This is a genomic window from Streptomyces sp. PT12, from assembly GCF_003311645.1.
GTDB lineage: Bacteria > Actinomycetota > Actinomycetes > Streptomycetales > Streptomycetaceae > Streptomyces.
In genome coordinates this window covers 363,059-382,794 of record NZ_QEST01000184.1, presented here as the reverse complement: position 1 = coordinate 382,794, position 19,736 = coordinate 363,059, and the positions used below count along the sequence as shown (strand labels likewise).

Here is a 19,736-nt window from a genome sequence, read left to right as displayed (position 1 = left end):
GAGCGCTTCCATGACTGAAAACCAACCCAGGGTCTTCCCACCGGACTTCCTGTGGGGCTCGGCCACCGCGTCGTACCAGATCGAGGGTGCCGCCGCCGAGGACGGCCGCACCCCCTCCATCTGGGACACCTTCGCCCGCACCCCGGGCAAGGTGCACGCCGGTGACACGGGCGATGTGGCCTGCGACCACTACCACCGGTGGCAGGACGACATCCGCCTCATGGCCGAACTCGGCCTGGGCGCCTACCGCTTCTCGGTGTCCTGGTCGCGCGTCCAGCCCACCGGGCGTGGCCCGGCCGTCCAGCGCGGCCTTGACTTCTACCGGGGCCTGGCCGACGGCCTGCTCGAGCGGGGCATCACCCCGGCCATCACCCTCTACCACTGGGACCTGCCCCAGGAGCTGGAGGACGCGGGCGGCTGGCCGGAGCGCGAGACGGCCGAACGCTACGCCGAGTACGCCCAGATCGTGGGCGAGGCCCTGGGCGACCGGGTCTCGATGTGGACCACGCTCAACGAGCCCTTCTGCAGCGCGTTCCTGGGCTATGGCTCCGGCGTGCACGCCCCGGGGCGCACGGAGCCGGAGTCCGTGCTCAAGGCGTCGCACCACCTCAACGTCGCCCACGGCCTCGGCGTCCAGGCCCTCCGCTCGGTCCTGCCGCGCAACGCGGAGATCGGGATCACGTTCAACCCCGGCGTCATCAGGCCCCGCACGGACTCCCCCGACGACGTGGACGCGGCGCGGCGCATCGACGCGCTCCAGACCCGGATCTACACGGGCCCGGTGCTGCACGGCGGCTACCCCGACGACCTGCGCCGGGACACCGCCCGCGCCTCGGACTGGTCGTTCCTGCGCGACGGCGACGAGGCGCTGATCCACCAGCCGATCGACTTCCTCGGGCTGAACTACTACAACCCCACCGTCGTCTCCGCCCCCACGGGCGGCGAGGTGGTCTCGCGCAACGACGGCCACGGCTCGTCCGCGCACTCCCCCTGGGTGGGCTCCGAGGACGTCGAGTTCCACCTGGCGGCCGGGCAGCTCACGGACATGGGCTGGGTCATCGACCCGACCGGCATGGTCGAGATGCTGACCCGCTTCAGGACCGAGGTGCCCAACCTCCCGCTGTACATCACCGAGAACGGCGCCGCGTTCGAGGACAAGGTCGACGCCGCGGGCGCGGTGCACGACCCGGATCGGATCGCCTACCTCCACGGCCACCTCGCCGCCGTCCACCAGGCCATCGAGCAGGGCGCCGACGTGCGCGGCTACTTCCTGTGGTCGCTGCTCGACAACTTCGAGTGGGCCTACGGCTACAGCAAGCGCTTCGGCGTCGTCCACGTCGACTTCGACACCCTCCAGCGCACCCCCAAGGCCAGCGCCCGCTGGTACGCGGGGGTCGCCGCCTCGGGACGCCTGCCCGCCACCAGCTGAGGCGCGCGGGCCCACGACTCCCCGCGTCCGCCCGGAAGCCCTTCCGGCATCCCTCCCGGAAGGGGGGACAGGGGAAGCCAGGCCCCCGGCCCCTCGCGGGGCCGGGGGCGGGTCGGCGCCGGGCGCCCCGCGGGCGGCTGGCGGGCGCCCCGCGGGCGGCTGGCGGGCGGCTACGGTGGGTCCGGTGGCGCGGGAACGGCTACTCGGTCTTCCTCGGATGCCGCAGAGAGGCCAGCTTCAGCCAGCAGGCCCGCCTCTCCCGGTCGAACAGATACCAGACACGCCCGCCACCGGTGACCTCTCGCGCACATCACTCGGGGGGGCTCGACCGGCCCCAGGTCATCATCCGTCGACTGCCGGAGCTGGTCAGCCGGTTCGGGATCAGCGTAGACCTCAGCGGTCGACTTCCACGAAGCGATCAGCGGGACGAGGGGACTGATCGAACCCAGGTCCGAAGCCGCGCGCGCCGTCTCCATGAGCTCGGCCAAGAACTCCAACGACGCGCGACCCCGGCCCCGCACCGGCCCGCCACCTCAGCTCAACGTGCGCGCGGTGAACGACGGGAGCGGCGGCCAGGGCAGGCCCGAAGGGTGCGCGCTACCTCAGCCGACCACCGGCGAAACGGCCGCCAACGAGGGACGCGGCCGCGCCCGTTCGGCGAACGGCCCCCGCCCCAGCCGACCGGTGACCGCGACGACCGCCACCCACCACCCTCCCTCCCGTAGGTGCCCATCGGTGACCGGCACCGCCCCACCCCCGACACCCGGCCGACGGCGAACGGGAGGACGTCAGGACCGTAGCCGCCCCGCAAAGCGAGCGCAGCCCGCAAAGCCAGCGCAGCCCGCCCCTCACACGTCGAACGTCCCCGCGGGCGGGGGCGGCGACGGCAGGGCCGTGGCATCGGTGACCGGCAGGGCCCCCGCCGCGAAGTCGGCCAGGTCGCGGCCCGCGAGCAGCCGCGCGGGAGACGGGTCCGCGGCGCAGCGGTGGCCGAGCTCGACGAGGGGCAACGGGCGGTCGGCGGCCCACAGGACGCCGTTGCCGTAGCGCCGCCCGCTGAGCACGGGCGGCTCGGCCATGAGCACCACATCCGTGAAACGGCTGCGGACCGTGGCCACTTGGCCGCGCAGGTGCGGAAAGGGCGGCCCGTCCGTGACATTGGCCGCGTAGGTGCCGCCGGGGCGCAGAACCCTGCGGACCTCGTCAAGGAACTCCCCGCTGGTCACATGCGCGGGCGTGCGCGCCTCGTCGAAGACATCCGTGATGACCAGGTCGGCCCAGCCGTCCGCGATCCTGCCAAGCACCTCGCGCGCGTCCCCGGCGCGCACCCGGATCCGCGCGCCGTGCGGCAGCGGCAGCTCGCGCCTGACCAGGTCGGTGAGCCGGACGTCGGGCTCGGCGACCTGCTGGGTCGAACGCGGCCTGGTGACCGCGACATAGCGCGCGATGCTCAGCGCCCCGCCGCCCAGGTGCACCACCGCGAGCGGCCGCCCCGGGGGCGCGGCGAGGTCGGCCATGTGGCCAAGGCGCCGCTGGTACTCGAAGACCAGCCGCGTCGGGTCGGCCAGATCGACATGGGACTGCGGGGCGCCGTCGATCAACAGCTCCCAGCTCTCGGCGCGTTGGGGGTCGGGAACGAGCCGCGCCAGCCCACCGCCCACCGGCTCCTCGACGCTCTCGGGGCCCCGCGCGCGCCGCGCTCTGTTTCTCACGCCCTCCAGTGTGACGGGCGGCCGGCGAAGGCTCGGCAGCGGTCCACGACGCGCAGCATCGACACGGCCTCGTTGAGCGCGGCGCGCAGCCGGTCGGGCTCGGTGGCGGCGATGACCGCGCCCTCGGGGGGCACGAGCCAGCCGCTCCCCGTCACCGGCGGTTGCGTGCCCCGGCGTGCGCCGGTGTAGGTCTGGGTGCACGCGCTCCCCGGCAGGTCCCAGCGTTCGGCGGTCCCCGGTGGAACGATGAAACCCAGGGTGTCGCCCTCCCTGTCGTGCAGCACCGGGCCCACGCCGTGCCGCAGCCGCAGGATGTCGACGGCTTCGAGTCCTTCCCGGGCAGGCACGGTGACCAGATCACAGGGCGCCGCATCGCCGGTGTCCGCCATGGCTCCTCCTTCAACCAGTCGCGCTTCAACCAGTCGTGTGCCGTGTACAACGCGCGTGCGCCGTCAACGGGTACGGCCGATGACCGCCGCAAAGGGTGGCACTTCATGGCGGATCGAGGGTGGGATATCCGGTTTGTAGCGAAACTCACCGTAGCGGCCCCCGCACAGCGGGTACCTTCCGGCCATGGTGACGTCACCCCCCGCGCCCCGACCCGGCGCCCCCAACCGGGTCTTCAGGCAGCTGCGCGGAGACAGGTCCCAGGGGGAGTTCGCGGCCGCGGTGCGGCGCGCCGCGCGGGAGATCGGCGAACGCGTCAGCTGCGACGCCCGGTACATCGGCCGCGTCGAGGCGGGCGAGATCCGATGCCCTAACTACGCGTATGAACGGGTATTCCTTCACATGTTCCCCGGTCGTTCCCTGGGCGAGCTGGGGTTCGAGCCGCGCCAGGTGGTGCGCGGGCGGCGGCCGCGCGTCCGTTCGCTGTCCGCCGATCCCGCCTTACCGGCCGCGGGCCTCGGCGGCGTTCCCGACGACGACACCCCGGATGACACCATGGAGGAGGGCGACGTGCTGCGTCGCGCGTTCATGACCGGCGGCCCGGCCGCCATCGCGTCCCTTGCGGCCCTGGGCGAACGCCCCGCGTCCGCAGGGTCCTTGCCCCGCCCCGGCGCGCGCGAGGCCGCCGCGGTGTGGCAGGCGGTCCGCGACATCCGCCTGCTCGACGACCGGCAGGGCGCCGACGCGCTCTACCGCCCGGCGTGCCGCGCCCTGCGCACGGCCTACGCGCTGCTCGACTCGGGGGCGCGCACCGCATCGGTGAACGAGCGGCTGCACGCGGGCGCGGGCGAGTTGGCGCTCTCGGTGGGCTGGCTCGCGCATGACTCGGACCGCCTCGACGAGGCGCGTTCCCACTATGCCGAGGCCCTGGCCACGGCGCGCGTGGGCGGGAGCGCGGCGCTTGAGGCGCACGCGTTCTGCAACGCCGCCTTCCTGGCCGGGGACGCGGGGCGGCCCCGCGAGGCGGTGCGCGCCGCGCAGGCGGGCGGCCACGCGGCGCGCGCGCTGGGCTCGCACCACCTGCGCGCGCTGCTCGCGCTGCGCGAGGCGGGCGGGTGGGCGCGCATGGGCGACCGCGCATCCGCGCAGGAGGCGCTCACGCGGGCGCGCAGCCACTACGGGCGGGGCGCCAACGACGCGGACCCGGAGTGGATGTCGTTCTTCGGGGAGGCGGAATTCGCCGATCTGGAGGCCACGGCCTGGGCGTCGCTCGGCGACGCGCGGCGGGCCGCCGACCACTCGCGCGCAGCGGTGGACGCGGCGCTCGCCGAGCCGCACTTCGCGCGCAACATCGCGCTCTACTCCGCCCAGTTGGCCGCGCGCCTGGTCGAGGACGGCGAGCCTGAGGAGGCCGCGGCGCACGGCCATCGCGCGCTCGACCTGCTGGAGCACGTCCGCTCGACGCGGATCAGGGGCCGCCTGGCCCACACCGCGCGACGGCTGCGCCCGGCCCGGCACGACGCGACGGTCGCGGCGTTCCTCGACCGGGGCTCCCGCGGGGCGCTCGCGGCATAGGGGCCGCCGGGGGCCCCGGCGCCGAAGGGCGCGGAACAGGCCGCGAAACAGGCCGCGAAACAGGGCGAAACGGCGCGAATCGGTCGTTTCAGCCGCGGGACTCGAAGTGGGCGGTGTCGTTCCAGCGTTCGAGGGCAGGTTCGCCATAGGCCCACCCGAGGGCCGAGACGGCCGCGGCGTCAAGCCGGAGGCGGGCGGCGAAGCGGACGTCGAGGCCGAGCCAGCGGGCCGCGACGGCGCGGAGGACATGGCCATGCGCGAACAGGACGGCGCTGCGGTCCTCGGCGCGCACCGAACGCGCCCACGCGGCCACCTCGTCGGCGCGGTCGGAGAGCTGCTGAAGGGTCTCGCCCCCCGTGACGCCGTCGCGCCAGATGACCCACTCGCCCCCGCGGCGTTCGGCGATCTGGTCGGTGGTCAGGCCCTCTTGCTCGCCGTAGTCCCACTCGCACAGGGCGTCCCACTCGGTGGCCTTGGCGTCGAGGCCGACCAACTCGCACGTCTCGCGCGCCCTGGACAGCGGGCTGGTGCGCACCTCGGCGCCCGCCAGGCCGTTCCACGGCGCGCGGCGCAGCCGGGCGCCGAGCGCCCTGGCCTGGTCGCGGCCCTCGTCGAGGAGCGGGACATCCGTGCGTCCTGTGTGGCGCCCGGCGACCGACCACGCGGTCTTTCCGTGGCGGATCAGCAGGATGTGCGCGGCCATGCGGGTCCCCTCTTCTGTCTCTTCCGTCACTCATCATCCCGTACGCAACCGGTGGGGGCGCCCCGGGCGTCCGTTCTGGTGGAGTTCGCCGTACGGTGGACTCACCACAAGCTGGTCCTGTCACCGACGACGAGACGAATCAGGAGTCTTCGCGCATGTCCCGAGACCGGCCACGCTGGTGGACCGAGCTGCTACTCATCGTGGTCGTCTACGGGGCCTACTCGGGCGCCAGGCTGCTGGCCCGCGGCGACGTGGGGACGGCGGTGGACAACGGCCTGGCCATCCTGCGCCTCGAAAGCTCGCTGTGGCTGCACCCCGAGGACCCGCTGAACGAGCTGTTCACGCAGGAGAAGTGGCTCGGCGTTCCCTCGTCGTTCGCGTACGCGTCGCTGCACTACATCGTCACGCCCGCGGTGCTGCTGTGGCTCTACCGCAGGCGGCCCCTGCACTACCGGTTGATGCGCACCTGGCTGCTGGCGTCCACGGTGCTCGGTCTCGTCGGCTTCACGCTGATGCCCACGAGCCCGCCGCGGCTGCTGCCGGGGGACTACGGCTTCGTGGACAGCCTGGCGCAGTACGCCGGGTACGGCTGGTGGGCGGACGACGCGAGCGCGCCGAGCGGCATGGGCGACTTCACCAACCAGTACGCCGCGATGCCGAGCCTGCACGTCGGCTGGTCGCTGTGGTGCGGCGTGGCGCTGTGGCACTACGGGCGGCGCACGCCGTTCATCCGCGCGCTGGCCGTGGGGTATCCGCTGATGACGACGATCGTCGTGATGGGCACGGGGAACCACTACTTCCTCGACGCCGTCGCGGGCGCCGCCGTGATGACGGCGGGGCTGCTGCTGGCGCGCCCGCTGTTGCGCACGGGCGACCGGATCAAGGGCTCCCTGGGGATGAGCGGGCCCGAGCCCGGCACCGAGCACGACAGCCTGTCCGCGCCGGAGCGGCAGCGGCGGTGGACGCGCTCGGGGCGCGGCCCCGGGCGCCCCGGCACGGCCGCGCGGCACAATGGGAGGTCGGCGCGGCGCCAGCTCGCGTCGCCGTCGTGAGGCGGCGCGGCGAACGGCGCGAAGGACAGCGCCGAGGACAGGGCCGAGGACAGGGCCGAGGACAGGAAGGCTGACAGACCCATGGGCGACTCAGGGCCCGCTTCCGAGCCACAGGGCGGTGGGCCGCAGGGCGGTGGGCCGCCGCGGCACCGCCGCCCGGCCGCGCTGTTCTTCGACCCGCCCGCGGACCAGGACCGGGAGGAGCACTTCTTCGCCCTGGAGTCGATCACGGACCCCAGGACGCTGCTCGACCGCGCCACGGAGCTCGCGGTCGCGTTCCAGGCGGCGGCGGACCGCTCCGTCGAGTACCAGGCGATGGCCGCGGCGCAGCTGGCCGACCCCGGCAGGTTCGACGCCCTCCCGGCCGCCGCGATCGCCGACCGCGCGGGCTGGACCGAGGACTACGCCGTCAAGATGATCGAGTACGGCCGTGAGCTGCTGCGGGACCGCCCCTAACCGATTTTCGCTCCGGCGGGGCGGAGTGCTAAGGTCTACGACGTCAGCAGGCGCCGCTAGCTCAGTTGGTTAGAGCAGCTGACTCTTAATCAGCGGGTCCGGGGTTCGAGTCCCTGGCGGCGCACCGACAGCCGAAGAGGCCCCCATCGACAGGTGGGGGCCTCTTCGCGTGGGCGCGGGGGCTGTTCAGCCGCGGACGATCTTGATGTTCCAGCCGCCTGTCACCGTGCGCTCGCCGACCTCGACGCGGACGGCGGCGTCGGCGTCGTAGTAGCTCTCCCCCGTCTCAAGCGGGGCGTCGGCCAGGCGTGGGTGGACGGACGCGGCGTGGCAGGCGCCCGTGTCGGGATGGCCGTCGACGACGTCGATGGGCCCGTCGGCCGAGGCGATGTCGCTGCGCACGCGGTAGAGGAGAACGCCCCTGGTGCAGCTGCGGGAGTCGTTGCCCACGGGGGTGCGGGCCTCGGCGACCAGGGCCTCGGCCGGGCCGGTGCGGACGACGGCGAGGCGCGTGTCGGCCTCGGGGTCGCCGTCCTGGAGGGGGGCGCCGATGGGCTGGAGGGTGTGCAGCGTGGTGCCGGTGGAGCGGACGCAGTCCACGTGCCCGTGGTCGAGCCAGCCGAGCTTCCACTTGTGCCAGCCGAACAGCTCGGGGGCGAGCCCGAACTGGCTGCCCATCAGGTCCCAGTCGCCGACGTGGGTGTCCCAGTCGCCGTGCGGGTCGTCGGGGCGGTGGTAGAGGTCGGGCAGGTCGAAGACGTGGCCTGTCTCGTGGGCCAGGACGTTGCGGTCGGGGCGGCGGTGCTCGAAGACCGTGACGAGGCGGCGGATCTCGGCGTCCCCGACGGTGACGGGCTCGTCGAAGTTGACGACCTTGGTGGCGTCCGGGTCGACGCCGGGGGCGTCGGGGTCGGCGACCAGGTAGACGACGTCGTAGTCGGCGAGGTCGACGCGGGGGGTGACCACCTTCAGCGCGTCGCGCACATAGGCCGAGCGCAGCGAGGCGTCCCAGTCGCGCCGTATGCCGTAGTCGCCCGAGTCGGCGGGCATGCGCAGCCACGCGGCCTCGATGTCGGCGCGCAGGTCGAGCTTGCCGTAGGAGGCGTCGCGGAAGAAGTCGCTCGTGGCGGGGAAGTAGTCGTCGGCGATGCGCCGCGGGGAGAGCCTGGGCTTCGCGTCGGGGAAGGAGAGGAAGAGCATCACCGCGCGCAGGGTGCCCACCGGCTCGGGGTACTCCTCGTTCCACGTGTCCAGGCCCTCGGAGTGGTGGAGGGGGGCGCGCGGCAGGGTGCAGGGCTCGTCGGCGCTCGCGGTGGTGGCGGGGCCCGAGGTCATGGTGGCGCCGAGCAGGACGGCCAGCGCGGCGAGCACGGCGGCGGGTCTGCGGGGTGAGCGGCGCACGGAGACCTCCGATCGGGGCTGATGAGGGCACCGCCACCACTCTGTTCAGATATGAGGGGGATCGCCCTGTTTCGGTACGCCGCCCGAGTCATGGGCAATACGATTACCCTGCGTATACATCAGTCGGAATCAATCCATAGGGCACACCGACGAGCAGAAACGATCAGGTTGGCGTCGGGTTGTCGAATGCCTGTCGGAAGCACATGTTTCGGGTTCAGGGACAGGCCACCAGACCACTGGCTCCACGCGCGCCACTGCCTCTATGATCGCCACATTTCCAGCGCGGATACGCCAAGCGGGCAGCCGGGGAGCGCCCGACAGCACCATCGGGAGCGATCGGTGAACGGACCCCACACAGCACCGGACCACGGCCCCGGGAGCGCCCCTGACGCGAGCCGGGCCGCGGTCACCCAGGGTGAGCATCAGGCCGAACAGCTTGCCGACTACCGGGCCGCCTTCCAGATCGCGGGGCTCCCGATGGCGCTCGTCGGCGGCTCGGGGGAAATCCTCGCGGCCAACGCCGCGCTCGGCGTCCTCCTCGGCATCGAGCCCGGCACGCTGGCCGGGCTGCGGGCCGACACCCTCACCGGGCTCGGCCTCGACGGCCGCGCGCGCGGCTCGTACCACGCGGTGCTGCGCGGGCAGAGCGAGCGCATGCGCTGCACGCGCCGCCTCAAGCACGCCGACGGGCACACCCTGTGGGCCGAGGTCACCGTGGCGCCGGTGCCGGGGCGCCGCTCCGCCGCGCTGCTCACCGTGTCCGATATCAGCGAGCGGCGCGACCTCCAGGACCGGCTGCGCCACATCCAGATGCACGACCCGGTGACGCGCCTGCCCAACCGCGCGCTCTTCTTCGAGCGCCTCACCAGCGCGCTCGCCGACTCCGCGACCGGGCGGATCGGGCTGTGCTACCTGGGCCTCGACGGGTTCAAGGCGGTCAACGACACCCTCGGCCACCGCGTCGGCGACCAGCTGCTCGGCGCCACCGCCCAGCGCCTGGCCCAGTGCGCGACGGGCGCGGGCGGGCACCTGGTGGCGCGGCTCGGCGGCGACGAGTTCGCGGTGCTGGTCGAGGGGTCGACGGGCACCGAGCAGCTGACCGGGCTCGCCGAGACGATGCTGGCCGCGCTCCAGCGCCCCTTCGACCTGGCGGGGCAGCGGCTCGCCGTCTCGGCCAGCATCGGCGTGGTCGAGCGGGAGTCCGCCGACACGACGGCCACCGGGCTCATGCAGGCCGCGGACACGACGCTGTACTGGGCGAAGGCGGACGGCAAGGCCCGCTGGACGCTGTTCGACCCCGAGCGCAACGCGCACCGCATGACCCGGCAGTCGCTCTCGTCCACGCTGCGCAGGGGCGTGGACCGGGGCGAGTTCACGCTGGAGTACCAGCCGATCGTGGGCCTCGCCGACGACATCGTGCGGGGCGCCGAGGCGCTGGTGCGGTGGCGCCACCCGCAGTTCGGCACGCTGGGCCCCGACCGTTTCATCGGCCTGGCCGAGGAGAACGGCGCGATCGTGCCGCTCGGCCGCTGGGTGCTCGCCGAGGCGTGCCGCCAGGCGCGGCGCTGGCAGCGCGAACACCCGGGCCCGCCGCTGTTCGTGAGCGTCAACGTCGCGGTGCGGCAGGTGTGGGACTCGGACCTGGTGCGCGACGTGGCCAGCGCGCTGCGGGAGTCGGGGCTGCCGTCGGGGCTGCTCCAGCTCGAGCTGACCGAGTCGGCGGTGATGGGCTCGGCGGGGCGGCCGTTGCAGGCGTTGCAGGCGCTGTCCGACATGGGCGTGCGGATCGCGATCGACGACTTCGGCACCGGGTACTCGAACCTCGCCTATCTCAGCAGACTACCGGTGCGGGCGCTCAAGCTGGACGGGATGTTCGTGCGGGGGTTCCGCACCGCGCGCCACCTCAACCCCGCGGACGAGACGATCGTCACCTCGCTCGTCCAGCTCGCCCACAAGCTCGGGCTGACCGTGACCGCGGAGTGCGTCGAGGGCCCCGCGCAGGCCGAGCGGCTGCGGCGCATCGGGTGCGACACGGGCCAGGGCTGGCACTACGCGCGGCCCATGTCCGCCGACCACCTGGCCGCGCTGCTCGCCGACCGCGCCTGAGCCCCGAGGGGCGCCCGGCGCCTGGGCCCGAGAGGCGAGTACCTGTCAACGGGGCCTTCCGGGGTGTACGCGGCACCGGCGGGAACGGGATACTCCCGGGCCATGACGATCATGGCTGATTCCGTGTCCTTCGAACGGTTCGAGCGCCTTCTCGACGACGAGTCGATCCCGGTGGTCCACCGCGCCCTGTGGCTGCTGCTGTGGCAGAGCGACGTGCGCGTGCTCGACCTGCTCACCCTCGAGGTCACGGACGCGGAGCGGATAAGACCCGTGGCGGCGGGGGCCGACCTTCAGCTGGCTGAACGCGCCGACGCGCTGCTCGCGCGGCTCGTCGGCGACCGCACGGCGGGGCCGCTGTTCGCGGTGGGGAGCAGGGCGCTGTCATGGGACGAGGCCGTGCGCGTGGCGAAGGAGCAGGGCCACGCCATCCACGCGTTCCGCACGAGCGGCCGACAGCGCCGCTGAGCGCGGCGCACGCCCAGCGCGGGGGCGCGTTCAGCTGAACAGGCGCCCCAGCGCCGGGCAGCGCGCCGTGTGGTCGAGGAGCCTCAGGCCCTCCCACGCGGTGACCTGGTTCGCGGTGAGCACCGGCTTGCCCGCCGCCGCTTCGAGCTCCGGCAGCCACGCGGCCGTGTGCAGCGCGGTGTCGGGGAGGAGGACCGCGTCGGCGTCGGGGTGGTCACCCTCGGCGACCAGGCGCAGCACCTCGTCCCGGCCCCATGTGCCCACCTCGGCGGCCGTGATGATGCCGCTGCCGCGCATCGCCACCACCTCGAGGCCCGCGGCCTTGAGGAAGTCGGCGAAGAGGCCCGCGACGTCGTCGGGGTAGGTCGCGGCGACGGCCACCCGCTGGGCGCCGATCGCGCGCGCCGCCCTGGCGAACGCGAACGACGTGCTGGACGCCGGGCGCTCCGCCGCGGTCGCCAGCCGCCGCACCTGGTCGGCCGCGCCGTCCCAGCCGAAGACGAAGCTCGCGCTCGTGCACGCCCAGACGACGGCCTCGGCGCCCCGCTCGAACAGCTCGCGAAGGCCAGGGGTGAGCCGGTCGACCGAGCCCATCTCCAGCAGCGCGTCCACGCGGTGGGCGTCCGTGCCGATGTCCGTGTGGACCAGCGGCAGCCCCACGTCGGCGCCCGCGGCGTTCAGCAGGGACTCCATGCGCGGGAACTCGTCCTCGGCCGAGTGGCCGGGGTAGAGGAATCCGACTGTCGCGACCATCGTGGGCTCACACTTCCTCTTCGGGGACGGCCGGTGGCGCCTCCGCCGCCAGGGGCATCGGCTCGACCGCCACGGCGGGCGCCTCGGCGGCCAGCGAGGCCGGTCCTCGGCGGGCCACCGGGTCGAGCAGCGCCTGATAGGGCCCGACGGCGGTCTTCCCTATCGACCGTAGCGCGGACCACATCGTCACCTGGTTCGCCGAGATGACGGGCATGCGCAGCTCGGCCTCGAGCTGCGGGATGACGTCGTAGGTCGGGAGGTTGGTGCACGAGATAAACAGCGCGTCGGGCGCGTCGGCAACGGCCTCGCGCGCCATGTCCACCACATCCCGGTAGGGAACGCGCCAGATCTCCCTGGTCAGCCCCAGATAGCTGCGCCCACACACCTGGACGCCCGCCTCGCTCAGATACTCCTCGAGCGCGTCGGTCACCGACCTCGTGTAGGGCGTCACCACCGCGATCCGCTGGGCGCCCAGCTCCACGAGCGCGTCGAGGAGCGCCCCCGACGTCGTCAGCGCGGGCAGCTCGCCCGCCTGCTCCATCGCGCCCTTCATGGCCCGCTCGCCCGCGACCCCGCTGACGAAGCTGCCCGACGTGCAGGCGTAGGCGACGACCTCGGGACTGACGGCGGTCAGCGCGCGCACGGCCTCGCGCAGCGTCTCGTGCTCGCTGACCAGCCGGGCCAGGTCGAGGCTGACCTCGACAGGGACGAAAGGCGTTCGCGTCAGATGGAGCGAGACGTCGTCGGGCACCCAGCGCCACAGCTCGCGGTCGAGGGCGAAGTCGAACGGCGCGACGACACCGATGCCACGCTGGGGCACCGGGCCGCCGAGGAAGGAGACATCCATGGGGACACCCCGATCGAACGGGCCGGCAGAGGCGAATGTGGGGAGATGAGAGAAGCAGATGCCTTCGTTGACGAAGGTAGATACGGCTTCCTACCGTGGTCAATCCTTGGCTTCCAGCCAACCAGCGGCTCGTTGCGGAACGGTTTCCCCCATGTCTGACCCTTGTGTCCTCGTCCTCGACGCCGACCCCCCGCCGCGGCTCGACCGGCTGGCGGGGAGAGCGGTGATCACCCACTCCGACGAGTCCTCGCTGCCCGGCCTGCTGCCCGGGGCCGATGTGCTGCTGGTGTGGGACTTCCTGTCCGACGCGGTGCGCGCCGCCTGGCCGGGCCCGGGGCCGCGGCCGCGCTGGGTGCACACCGCCAGCGCGGGCGTGGACCGGCTGCTGATCCCCGAGCTGCTGGCCTCCGACACCGTGGTGACCAACGCGCGCGGCACGTTCGACGGGCCCATCGCCGAGTATGTGGCGGGGGTGATTCTGGCCATGGCGAAGGACCTTCCCGGGCGGTGGGAGGCCCAGCGGGAGCGGCGCTGGGCGTATCGCGAGACGGAGAAGGTCGCGGGCACGCGCGCCGTGGTGGTGGGCTCTGGGCCGATCGGGCGACGCATCGGAGAGACGCTGCGGGCGCTCGGCCTCGAGGTGGAGCTGGTGGGCCGCACCGCGCGCGCGGCGGACCCGGAGTTCGGGCGCGTGCACGGGAACGACGCGCTCCCCGGTCTGCTGCGGGGCGCGGACTGGGTGGTGTGCGCCGCGCCGCTCACGCCGGAGACGGCGGGCATGTTCGACGCGGACGCGTTCGCGCTGATGAGGCCCACGGCGCGGTTCGTCAACGTCGGGCGCGGGCCGCACGTGGTCGAGGACGACCTGGCCGGGGCGCTGCGCGAGGGGAGGCTCGCGGGGGCGGCGCTCGACGTCTTCGCCGACGAGCCGCTGCCCGCGGACAGCCCGCTGTGGGAGCTGCCTGGGCTGCTGATCTCGCCGCACATGAGCGGGGACACCGTGGGCTGGCGCGACGACCTGGCCGCGCAGTTCTGCGACAACTTCGACCGGTGGATCGCGGGCGAGCCGCTGTTCAACGTGGTGGACAAGGAGCGTGGCTATGTCCCTGGGGAGGCACTGTGAGTGACGTGGGCGACCTGTGCGCGCTGTCCGCCGCCGAGTTGACCGCCCGCTACGCGGCGGGGGACCTCTCCCCCGTCGCGGTGACCGAGGCGGCGCTGCGGCGGGCCGAGGCGGCGGCAACGGCCGTCAACGCCTTCGTCCTGATCGACGACGCGGGGGCGCTCGGCGACGCGCTGGCATCGGAGGAGCGCTGGGGGCGCGGGGAGCCCGCGGGGCCCGTGGACGGCGTGCCGGTGACGGTGAAGGACATCCTGCTCCAGCGCGGCCACCCCACCCTGCGGGGCGCGCGGCCCGTGCCAGGGGACGTCGGGCCGTGGACGGAGGACGCGCCATCGGTGGCGCGGCTGCGCGAGGCGGGCGCGGTGTTCCTCGGCAAGACGACGACGCCCGAGTTCGGCTGGAAGGGCGTCACGGACTCCCCCGCGTCCGGCGCGACCGGCAACCCGTACGCCCCGGAGCGCACATCCGGCGGTTCGAGCGGGGGGAGCGCGGCGGCGGTGGCGCTGGGCGCGGGGCCGCTCAGCCTGGGCACGGACGGCGGGGGCTCGGTGCGGATCCCGGCGTCGTTCTGCGGGATCTTCGCGCTCAAGCCGACGTATGGGCGCGTTCCGCTCTATCCTGCGAGCGCGTTCGGCACGCTCGCGCACGTGGGGCCGATGACGCGGGACGCGCGGGACGCGGCGCTGCTGCTCGACGTGATCGGGCGGCCCGATCCGCGCGACTGGTCGCACCTCGGGCCCGCGCCCGGCGCGTTCGGCGAGGCGCTGCGCGCCGGGGCCGAGGGCGTGGCGGGGCTGCGCGTGGCGTTCTCCCCCGCGCTCGGCGAGGTGGCCGTGGAGCCCGCGGTGGCGGCGGCGGTGCGGCGCGCGGTGGACCGGCTGGCCGACCTGGGGGCGCGCGTCACCGAGACGGATCCGCCGCTGCCGCCGCTCGACGGGGTGCGGGAGGCGTTCCACACGCTGTGGTTCAGCGGGGCGGCGCGCGTGACGCAGCCGTTCGACGAGGAACGGCGCGCGGCGCTCGACCCGGGATTGCGCGAGATCTGCGCGCGGGGCGCGCGCTACTCGGCGCTCGACTACCTGGCGGCGGTGGATGTGCGGATGGCGATGGGGCGCGCGATGGGCGCGTTCCACGAGGAGTTCGACCTGCTGGTGACGCCGACGATGCCGAGGACGGCGTTCGCCAAGGGCGTCGAGGTGCCCGAGGGCTCGGGGATGGAGCGGTGGACGGAGTGGACGCCGTTCACCTACCCGTTCAACATGACGCAGCAGCCCGCCGCGTCGCTGCCGTGCGGCGTGGACGCGGACGGGCTGCCGATCGGCCTCCACCTGGTCGGCGCGCGCCACGCGGACGCGCTGGTCCTGCGCGCCGCGCACGCCCTGTACGAGGCGGGTGCGGCAGTTCTGCCTCCGGCGGTTCTGCGCGACGTCCCCCCGGGTTGAGGTCCGTCGCGGGAGTCCGGGGCCCGGGTCCTGCGGCCCCGGGCCCGGCGTCGGCCGCAGGGGGCGGTGCGGGCCCTCGGGGCCCGCGAGCCCGGAGCGCGGGCGTACAACCGCCGCGCGCCCGGCGCCAGCCGGGCCACGAACACCCGCGCGAGCGCCGCAGGCGCGGCGCGGCCACCAAGCGGAAGGCGCCACCGCCGCGTCCGCGCGCCTCGCGCCAGCACCGACCGCCGCACATCTGACGGCAGCCCACCCGCGCGAGCACCAGGCCGGGGAAGGCGGGGCGCCCTCGCCCCCCGGCCACCCGGCCACCCCGCCACCCCGGCGCCCCGCCGCACCCGCGCGAGGCGCGCGCGTACCGGCCGTCGGACGGCCGCAGGGGGCCCGCCCCGCGGGGCGCGCACCGGATGGGTCCGCGCCCACGACCACGGACCCGGCGTCCGCTGCCTCCCCGGAGGGGACGGCTCACGCCCGGCGGAAGTTGAGCGTTTCGCCCAGTGCTCCCGCGCGCCACAGGTCCTGGCAGGCGTCGGCCATGCGCTCCAAGCCGTCCACCACCGTGCCCCACACGATGCCGGGGACCCAGCCCGCGTCGCCGTTGATCAGCAGGTTGTTGCGCTCGTAGAACAGCGCCAGGTCGACCACCGTGGCCTTCCCCTGGTGCTTGGCCTGGCTCTCGTAGCCGTAGGACGCCGTGCCGAGCTGGGTGTCGGAGAACGTGAAGTAGCACAGGTCGCCGGGGATCGGGGTGACCGTGGGGTTCTCCAGGGGCGGCTCCTGAGGCGCGAACGGCGGGACGAGGGCGTAGATCTCGTTGCGCGCGTACTTGGCGTGGTAGACGTCGCCGCCGAGCGGCAGGGCGTTCCACACGGCGTCGCACGTGATCGGCGCCCGGTCGCCCAGCAGGCGGGCGGTGCAGCTGACGCCCCGCTTGTCGAGCGAGACGGTGATGAACCTGTCGTCGGTGCTGGTCATGGGATGCCTCCTGCCGTGGGGGTGTGGCGCGGGATGGGCCGCGGCTGCCACCATGCCACGGAAGGCCGCGGCGCCGTCATGCCGCGTGCGCCCGGTACCTGGCCACCGTCTCGGCCAGCACCTCGCGCCCGTCGCGCGCCCACATCCCGTCATTGAAGAGCTCCACCTCAACGGGCCCCCGGTACCCGGCCGCCGCGACCGCCGCCGTGAACCAGCGGAAGTCCACGGCCCCGTCGCCGAGTTGGCCGCGCCCGGTGAGAACGCCCGCGGGCAGCGGGGTCGTCCAGTCGGCGAGCTGGAACGTGTGGATCCGGCCGCCGCGCCCCGCGCGTTCGATGCCCTCGCCCACGCGGTCGTCCCACCACAGGTGGTAGGTGTCCACGGCGACGCCGACGCGGTCCGCGGGGAAGCGCTCCGCCAGGTCGAGCGCCTGGGAGAGCGTCGAGACCACGCACCGGTCGGCCGCGAACATCGGGTGCAGCGGCTCGATCGCCAGACGCACGCCCCGCTCGGCCGCGTACGGCGCGAGCTCGGCCAGCGCGTCGGCGATCCGCTCGCGCGCCCCCGCCAGGTCGCGGCTGCCCGGGGGGAGCCCGCCTGAGACCAGCACCAGGGTGTCCGTGCCCAGCGTGGCCGCCTCGTCGACCGCGGCGCGGTTGTCGTCCAACGCGGCGGCGCGCTCGGCCGGTTCGACGGCGGTGAGGAAGCCGCCCCGGCACAGCGTCGTCACCGCGAGGCCCGCGTCCCGCACCAGGCGCGCGGCGGCGGCGAGGCCGTAGTCGGCCACCGGCTCCCGCCACAGGCCGACCCCGGGAACGCCCAACTCCAGGCATCCGTCGACAAGATCGGGCAACGACAGCTGCTTGACGGTCATCTGGTTGATCGAGAACCCCGTGAGATCGGACGTCACCGGTCCACCCCCTGCACCGCGAGCAGCCGCGCCATCCGGTCGGCGGCGCGTTCGGGGTCGGGGAAGAGCCCCAGCTCGTCGGCCAGCCGGTAGGCGGTCGCCAGGTGCGGCAGCGAACGGGCCGACTGGAGGCCGCCGACCATCGTGAAGTGGTCCTGGTGCCCGGCCAGCCAGGCGAGGAACACCACGCCCGTCTTGTAGAAGCGCGTCGGCGCCCTGAAGAGGTGCCGCGAGAGCGCGACCGTCGGGTCGAGCAGCGCCCTGAAGCCCGCCGCGTCGCCCGTGTCGAGCGTGCGCACCGCGCGGGCGGCCAGCGGGCCGAGCGGGTCGAAGATGCCGAGCAGGGCGTGGCTGAAGCCGCGCTCGTCGCCCTCGATCAGCTCGGGGTAGTGGAAGTCGTCGCCCGTGTAGCAGCGCACGCCCCCGGGCAGGCGCCGGCGCAACGCGACCTCGCGCCCGGCGTCGAGCAGCGACACCTTCACGCCGTCCACCTTGTCGGGGTGCGCGGCAATGATGTCGAGGAACGTGCCGGTCGCGGCGTCCAGGTCGCCGCTCCCCCAGTAGCCCTCGAGCGCCGGATCGAACATCGGCCCGAGCCAGTGCAGGATCACGGGCTCGGCGGACTGCCGCAGCAGATGCCCGTACACCTCCGCGTAGTCCTCCGGGCCCTTGGCCACGGCGGCGAGCGCGCGCGAGGCCATCAGGATCACCTGGGCGCCCGACTCCTCGACGACGGCGAGCTGTTCCTCGTACGCCGCCCGCACATCGGCCAGCGTCGCGGCGCCTGGCCCGGTCAGCTGGTCCGTCCCCGCGCCCGACGCGATGCGCCCGCCGGTCGCGCGCGCCTCGGCGCCCGAGCGGCGGATCAGCTCGGCGGCGCGCGCCCAGTCAAGGCCCATGCCGCGCTGCGCGGTGTCCATCGCCTCGGCGACGCCGAGGCCGTGCGCCCACAGGTGGCGGCGGAACGCCAGCGTGGCGTCCCAGTCCACGGCCGCGGGGTCGTCGGGCGCGACGTCGGCGAACGGGTCGGCCACCACATGGGCGGCCGAGAACACCACGCGCGACGCGAGGGGCGCGCGCCCCGGCGCGAGGGGCACCGGCTCGGCGCGCGGCCGGTACTCGGTCAACCGGCCTTCGCCGTCGGGCAGTCGGATCACGGACATGGCGCGTTTCCCTTCTCTCGTCCCTTCTCGCACGGTGCTCACAGGGTCAGCTCGGGGACGGGCAGGCGGCGGCCCTCGGCCGACGAGGCGAGCCCGAGCTCGGCCAGCTGCACGCCCCGCGCCCCGGCGAGCAGATCCCAGGTGTACGGCTCGTCGAGCACCACATGGCGCAGGAAAAGCTCCCACTGCGCCTTGAAGCCGTTGTCGAACACGCCGTTGTCGGGGACCTCCTGCCACTGGTCGCGGAAGACCTCGGTGGCGGGCAGGTCGGGGTTCCACACGGGCTTGGGCGTGGCCGAACGGTGCTGCGCGCGGCAGTTGCGCAGACCGGCGACCGCCGAGCCCTCGGTGCCGTCCACCTGGAACTCCACCAGCTCGTCGCGGTTGACGCGCACCGCCCACGAGGAGTTGATCTGCGCGATCGCGCCCCCGGCCAGCTCGAAGATGCCGTAGGCCGCGTCGTCCGCGGTGGCGTCGTAGGGCGCGCCACTCTCGTCCCAGCGCCGCGGGATGTGCGTGGTGACCAGCGCCTGCACGGACTCGACGCGCCCGAACAGCTCGTGCAGCACATACTCCCAGTGCGGGAACATGTCCACGACGATGCCGCCGCCGTCCTGGGAGCGGTAGTTCCACGAGGGGCGCTGCGCCTCCTGCCAGTCGCCCTCGAAGACCCAGTAGCCGAACTCGCCGCGCACCGAGAGCACGCGGCCGAAGAAGCCGCCGTCGAGCAACCGCTTGAGCTTCAGCAGCCCCGGCAGGAACAGCTTGTCCTGCACGACGCCGTGCTTGACCCCGGCGTCCGCCGCCTGCCTGGCCAGCGCGAGCGCGCCGTCGAGGCCCGTGGCGGTGGGCTTCTCGGTGTAGATGTGCTTGCCCGCGGCGATCGCCTTGGCGATGGCCTCCTCGCGGGCCAGCGTGATCTGGGAGTCGAAGTAGATGTCGACGGCGTCGTCGCCGAGCACCGCGTCCAGGTCGGTGGAGACCGCGGTGGCCGGGTCGAGGCCGTGGCGCTCGGCCAGGGCGCGCAGCGCGTGCTCGCGCCTGCCGACCAGCACGGGCTCGGGCCAGATCACGGTGCCGTCGCCCACATCCAGGCCGCCCTCCTCGCGGATGGCGAGGAGCGAACGCACCAGGTGCTGGCGGTAGCCCATCCGTCCGGTCACGCCGTTCATGGCGATCCGGACGGTCCTCTTCGTCGTCATGCCCTTCCCTCCGGAGCAGTAAGCGCTTTCTATCC

General features: G+C 74.0%; 18 protein-coding genes and 1 tRNA gene. 9 read left to right on the top strand and 10 right to left on the bottom strand.

What is annotated here, in order from left to right; genetic code table 11:
• The first annotated feature begins 10 nt into the window (after positions 1-10).
• Positions 11-1,429 carry a GH1 family beta-glucosidase gene (locus tag DEH69_RS22065; RefSeq protein ID WP_113688707.1) on the top strand — a complete coding sequence of 473 codons (1,419 nt, stop codon included), beginning with the start codon at positions 11-13 and terminating at the stop codon, positions 1,427-1,429.
• An 848-nt stretch (positions 1,430-2,277) separates the two neighbouring features.
• On the opposite strand, the gene DEH69_RS22060 is transcribed toward DEH69_RS22065, so the two are convergent.
• Positions 2,278-3,150: a spermidine synthase gene (locus tag DEH69_RS22060; protein ID WP_113688750.1), complete on the bottom strand. Its 873-nt coding sequence runs from the start codon at positions 3,148-3,150 to the stop codon at positions 2,278-2,280.
• The gene (locus DEH69_RS22055) at positions 3,138-3,530 is read right to left on the bottom strand and encodes a hypothetical protein (protein WP_113688751.1); all 393 of its coding nucleotides are present in this window, start codon (positions 3,528-3,530) and stop codon (positions 3,138-3,140) included. The genes DEH69_RS22060 and DEH69_RS22055 overlap by 13 nt, the downstream gene beginning before the upstream one ends.
• A 184-nt stretch (positions 3,531-3,714) precedes the next feature.
• Between DEH69_RS22055 and DEH69_RS22050 the strand changes: the two genes are divergently transcribed.
• Complete coding sequence (locus tag DEH69_RS22050) at positions 3,715-5,103, top strand: hypothetical protein (RefSeq protein ID WP_113688706.1); 1,389 nt, start codon at positions 3,715-3,717, stop codon at positions 5,101-5,103.
• Positions 5,104-5,191: 88 nt separating this feature from the next.
• Here the strand turns inward: DEH69_RS22050 and DEH69_RS22045 are convergent, their stop codons facing one another.
• Positions 5,192-5,806, bottom strand: coding sequence for a histidine phosphatase family protein (locus DEH69_RS22045; protein ID WP_113688705.1), 615 nt, complete (start codon positions 5,804-5,806; stop codon positions 5,192-5,194).
• A gap of 155 nt (positions 5,807-5,961) precedes the next feature.
• On the opposite strand from DEH69_RS22045, the gene DEH69_RS22040 reads away from it, so the two are divergent.
• The 3 genes from DEH69_RS22040 to DEH69_RS22030 all read left to right on the top strand — a co-directional run bounded on the left by DEH69_RS22040 (position 5,962) and on the right by DEH69_RS22030 (position 7,438).
• Positions 5,962-6,858 (top strand): phosphatase PAP2 family protein, encoded by an 897-nt coding sequence (locus tag DEH69_RS22040; RefSeq protein WP_113688704.1) that lies wholly within the window; start codon positions 5,962-5,964, stop codon positions 6,856-6,858.
• Positions 6,859-6,939: 81 nt separating this feature from the next.
• Entirely contained in the window at positions 6,940-7,314 is a 375-nt protein-coding gene (locus tag DEH69_RS22035) for a hypothetical protein (RefSeq protein ID WP_113688703.1), read from the top strand.
• A 50-nt stretch (positions 7,315-7,364) separates the two neighbouring features.
• Positions 7,365-7,438, top strand: a tRNA-Lys gene (locus DEH69_RS22030).
• A gap of 62 nt (positions 7,439-7,500) precedes the next feature.
• Here DEH69_RS22030 and DEH69_RS22025 read toward each other — a convergent pair.
• A complete protein-coding gene (locus DEH69_RS22025) occupies positions 7,501-8,715 on the bottom strand; it encodes a M6 family metalloprotease domain-containing protein (protein ID WP_258534859.1) in 1,215 nt (404 codons plus the stop codon).
• 477 nt (positions 8,716-9,192) lie between these two features.
• Between DEH69_RS22025 and DEH69_RS22020 the strand changes: the two genes are divergently transcribed.
• Entirely contained in the window at positions 9,193-10,821 is a 1,629-nt protein-coding gene (locus tag DEH69_RS22020) for a bifunctional diguanylate cyclase/phosphodiesterase (RefSeq protein ID WP_258534870.1), read from the top strand.
• A gap of 111 nt (positions 10,822-10,932) precedes the next feature.
• Positions 10,933-11,286: a hypothetical protein gene (locus DEH69_RS31700; protein ID WP_181727544.1), complete on the top strand. Its 354-nt coding sequence runs from the start codon at positions 10,933-10,935 to the stop codon at positions 11,284-11,286.
• Between the two features lie 30 nt (positions 11,287-11,316).
• Here DEH69_RS31700 and DEH69_RS22010 read toward each other — a convergent pair whose 3' ends face one another.
• A complete protein-coding gene (locus DEH69_RS22010) occupies positions 11,317-12,039 on the bottom strand; it encodes an aspartate/glutamate racemase family protein (protein WP_113688700.1) in 723 nt (240 codons plus the stop codon).
• A 7-nt stretch (positions 12,040-12,046) separates the two neighbouring features.
• A complete protein-coding gene (locus DEH69_RS22005) occupies positions 12,047-12,886 on the bottom strand; it encodes an aspartate/glutamate racemase family protein (protein ID WP_113688699.1) in 840 nt (279 codons plus the stop codon).
• 151 nt (positions 12,887-13,037) lie between these two features.
• On the opposite strand from DEH69_RS22005, the gene DEH69_RS22000 reads away from it, so the two are divergent.
• Positions 13,038-14,009 (top strand): D-2-hydroxyacid dehydrogenase, encoded by a 972-nt coding sequence (locus tag DEH69_RS22000; protein WP_113688698.1) that lies wholly within the window; start codon positions 13,038-13,040, stop codon positions 14,007-14,009.
• Between the two features lie 5 nt (positions 14,010-14,014).
• Complete coding sequence (locus tag DEH69_RS21995; protein ID WP_113688748.1) at positions 14,015-15,451, top strand: amidase; 1,437 nt, start codon at positions 14,015-14,017, stop codon at positions 15,449-15,451.
• Between the two features lie 465 nt (positions 15,452-15,916).
• Here DEH69_RS21995 and DEH69_RS21990 read toward each other — a convergent pair whose 3' ends face one another.
• The 4 genes from DEH69_RS21990 to DEH69_RS21975 form a co-directional block, all read right to left on the bottom strand.
• Positions 15,917-16,426: a DUF3830 family protein gene (locus DEH69_RS21990; RefSeq protein WP_113688697.1), complete on the bottom strand. Its 510-nt coding sequence runs from the start codon at positions 16,424-16,426 to the stop codon at positions 15,917-15,919.
• 76 nt (positions 16,427-16,502) lie between these two features.
• Positions 16,503-17,300 (bottom strand): sugar phosphate isomerase/epimerase, encoded by a 798-nt coding sequence (locus DEH69_RS21985; protein WP_113688747.1) that lies wholly within the window; start codon positions 17,298-17,300, stop codon positions 16,503-16,505.
• 32 nt (positions 17,301-17,332) lie between these two features.
• Positions 17,333-18,499, bottom strand: a complete 1,167-nt coding sequence (locus DEH69_RS21980) for a dihydrodipicolinate synthase family protein (RefSeq protein WP_113688696.1) — start codon at positions 18,497-18,499, stop codon at positions 17,333-17,335.
• Positions 18,500-18,537: 38 nt separating this feature from the next.
• Positions 18,538-19,701 carry a Gfo/Idh/MocA family protein gene (locus DEH69_RS21975; RefSeq protein WP_113688695.1) on the bottom strand — a complete coding sequence of 388 codons (1,164 nt, stop codon included), beginning with the start codon at positions 19,699-19,701 and terminating at the stop codon, positions 18,538-18,540.
• Between the last annotated feature and the right edge of the window lie 35 nt (positions 19,702-19,736).

Coding starts and splice junctions, on each gene's coding strand:
- DEH69_RS22065 (WP_113688707.1), top strand. CDS start 11: ATGACTGAAAACCAACCCAGGGTCTTCCCACCGGACTTCCTGTGGGGC.
- DEH69_RS22055 (WP_113688751.1), bottom strand. CDS start 3,530: ATGGCGGACACCGGCGATGCGGCGCCCTGTGATCTGGTCACCGTGCCT.
- DEH69_RS22050 (WP_113688706.1), top strand. CDS start 3,715: ATGGTGACGTCACCCCCCGCGCCCCGACCCGGCGCCCCCAACCGGGTC.
- DEH69_RS22045 (WP_113688705.1), bottom strand. CDS start 5,806: ATGGCCGCGCACATCCTGCTGATCCGCCACGGAAAGACCGCGTGGTCG.
- DEH69_RS22040 (WP_113688704.1), top strand. CDS start 5,962: ATGTCCCGAGACCGGCCACGCTGGTGGACCGAGCTGCTACTCATCGTG.
- DEH69_RS22035 (WP_113688703.1), top strand. CDS start 6,940: ATGGGCGACTCAGGGCCCGCTTCCGAGCCACAGGGCGGTGGGCCGCAG.
- DEH69_RS22020 (WP_258534870.1), top strand. CDS start 9,193: ATGGCGCTCGTCGGCGGCTCGGGGGAAATCCTCGCGGCCAACGCCGCG.
- DEH69_RS31700 (WP_181727544.1), top strand. CDS start 10,933: ATGGCTGATTCCGTGTCCTTCGAACGGTTCGAGCGCCTTCTCGACGAC.
- DEH69_RS22010 (WP_113688700.1), bottom strand. CDS start 12,039: ATGGTCGCGACAGTCGGATTCCTCTACCCCGGCCACTCGGCCGAGGAC.
- DEH69_RS22005 (WP_113688699.1), bottom strand. CDS start 12,886: ATGGATGTCTCCTTCCTCGGCGGCCCGGTGCCCCAGCGTGGCATCGGT.
- DEH69_RS22000 (WP_113688698.1), top strand. CDS start 13,038: ATGTCTGACCCTTGTGTCCTCGTCCTCGACGCCGACCCCCCGCCGCGG.
- DEH69_RS21990 (WP_113688697.1), bottom strand. CDS start 16,426: ATGACCAGCACCGACGACAGGTTCATCACCGTCTCGCTCGACAAGCGG.
- DEH69_RS21985 (WP_113688747.1), bottom strand. CDS start 17,300: ATGACCGTCAAGCAGCTGTCGTTGCCCGATCTTGTCGACGGATGCCTG.
- DEH69_RS21980 (WP_113688696.1), bottom strand. CDS start 18,499: ATGTCCGTGATCCGACTGCCCGACGGCGAAGGCCGGTTGACCGAGTAC.
- DEH69_RS21975 (WP_113688695.1), bottom strand. CDS start 19,701: ATGACGACGAAGAGGACCGTCCGGATCGCCATGAACGGCGTGACCGGA.